The organism is Methylobacterium sp. CCH5-D2, assembly GCF_001556475.1.
Taxonomy (GTDB): domain Bacteria; phylum Pseudomonadota; class Alphaproteobacteria; order Rhizobiales; family Beijerinckiaceae; genus Methylobacterium; species Methylobacterium hispanicum.
The window spans coordinates 1-1,981 of the sequence record NZ_LSIX01000047.1 but is presented as its reverse complement, the minus strand read 5'-3'; the positions used below and the strand labels follow the sequence as shown (position 1 = coordinate 1,981).

General features: G+C 75.8%; 2 protein-coding genes. Both read right to left on the bottom strand.

Annotated features, from left to right (window positions below):
• Nucleotides 1-345 precede the first annotated feature (345 nt).
• Entirely contained in the window at nt 346-1,203 is an 858-nt protein-coding gene (locus AX737_RS01115; RefSeq protein ID WP_066918333.1) for a hydroxyneurosporene synthase, read from the bottom strand.
• Nucleotides 1,200-1,981: FAD-dependent oxidoreductase (locus AX737_RS01110; RefSeq protein ID WP_197430412.1), on the bottom strand; the 782-nt coding region annotated here is incomplete at its 5' end. The genes AX737_RS01115 and AX737_RS01110, both read right to left, overlap by 4 nt.

The window sequence follows — 1,981 nt, the reverse complement described above, 5'->3', positions numbered from 1 at the left end:
CGCGCGGTGCGTCGTAGGGGAAGGCCAGCGCGGACGAGGCCGGGGCAGCAATGCCAAGCATCAGAGCGGCAAAAGCGGCGGCGACACGAGTCTTCATGGTGGTCTTCATCGTCAGAGCACTTTGGCGGCCGGCCGATCCGGTCCGCATCGTCTTGCGTGATCTGAAGATAGGAAGCGCCTTGCCGGCGCGACGTGCCAGGACGCACGTCCCATCGCGGAACCGAAGCCGCCCGGGCGTCGGGCCGGCGGCATGGCCGGCCCGGGGCGCGTCGCAGCCCGATGGCCGAGCCGGGCGCCCGACGAGCGCACCTCGGATGTGCGAACGGCCGCCCCCTTATCCGGGCCTCAGCCCAGCACCCGCGGCATCCGGAACGGCAGCATGAAGCGCACGAGCGGGTTGGTCAGCCGCGTCAGCGACAGGCTCTCGTGGACCGGGCGCACGGCCTCGCCCGCGAGCCGGGCCGAGAGCAGCGAGCGGGCGTAGAACGGGGTGTCCTCGAAGGTCTGCAGCACCCGCGCCTGCCCGTCGTCGCTGCGCGTCGGGCGCGGCATGCGCCAGAACCGCGTCGGCGGCAGGGCGGCGGCCCGCGGCGGCTCGACCGGCCGGCGGCCGCCGTCGCGGGCGAAGCGCAGGGCGAGGTCCTGGACGCTCCCGTCGCGGCGGCGCACGTCGTAGAGGATCGCGGCCCCGTCCGCGAGGTCGGCCCGGCACCAGTTCCAGTCGGTGAAGGCGTCCTCCAGGGGCTCGTCGCCCGCGTTGGTGTCGAAGTAGCCGGTGCCGCGCCAGGAGAGACCCGGCTCGGCGAGGTCCACCTCGACGCGGGACGATGGCGCGATCGGCCACCAGCGGTGGCGCCCGGCCGCATCGAGCGTGAAGGGGCCGGCGGTGATCCCCTCGGGGAAGAGCCGCACCGTGCCGCGGATCGGGCGCGGCAGCGGCGCGCCCCGCTCGTCGATGCGCACGGTGAGCGCGGTGCCGTCCCAGGCGAGCGCGCTCGGGCCGATGGCGAGGTGGGCCGCCCCGCGCTCGAGGGCGGGCGCGCGCCGCTCGGTGAGCGCGAAGCGGCCGGGCCTACCGTACAGCACCACGTTGAGGGCGCAGTGGTCGAGCGGGTTCCGGGCGGGATCGAGGGCGTAGTAGGTCGAGAAGACCGAGCCGACGAAGGCGATGAGCGTCAGCCCGTGCCGCCCGTCCGCGCTCAGGGCATCGACGTACCACCAGACATAGCCGCCCCGCGCGACCGCGCCGTCGAAGCGGAGCGGTGATCCGCCAGAGCGGAGCGGTGATCGTTGAGGATCGCTCGCGCCGCGAGCCCCCCCGAGAGCGCCGCCATCGGCACCCCCGGCCCCGGATGCACGCTGCCCCCCGCGAGGTAGAGGCCCGGCAGGGTGCTGCGCGCGCCCGGCCGCCGGAAGGTCGCGGTGGAACCCCGCGAGGCCCGGCCGTAGAGCGCCCCCATCGTCCCCGGGAACAGGGCGGCGAACTCCGCCGGCCCGGTCGTCGCCGGCGGCTCCGCCTCCGTCAGGCTCAGCCCGAAGGCGGCGAGCCGCGTCCGCAGATTCGTCGCGCATCGTTCGATCTCCGGCGGGGTGGGGCGCTCCGGCCCGTCGGCCGGGGCGTTGACGAGGAGGAGCAGGCGCTCGGGGCGAGGCTCGGGGCCATCCGGGCCGGCGCAGGCATCGTCCCGGTCCTGCGCGCAGACGTAGATCGTGGGCGCCTCCGGCAGCCGGCGCTCCCGCAGGATCTGGTCGAACTCGGCCCGGTAATCGGGCGCGAAGAACACCGTGTGGTGGGCGAGCGGGAAGCCCGAGACGGTGGCCCGCGCGCAGAGCGTCACCGCCGAGAGCGAGCGCTCGTAGGGCTCCAGGCGCTCGCCCGCGGGCCGCGCCTCGGGCCCGAGGAGGCCCGCCCCGAGCGCCGCCGCGTCGGCGTTGCAGACCACCGCGTCGGCGGGGACGCGCTCGCCGTCGGCGAGGTCCA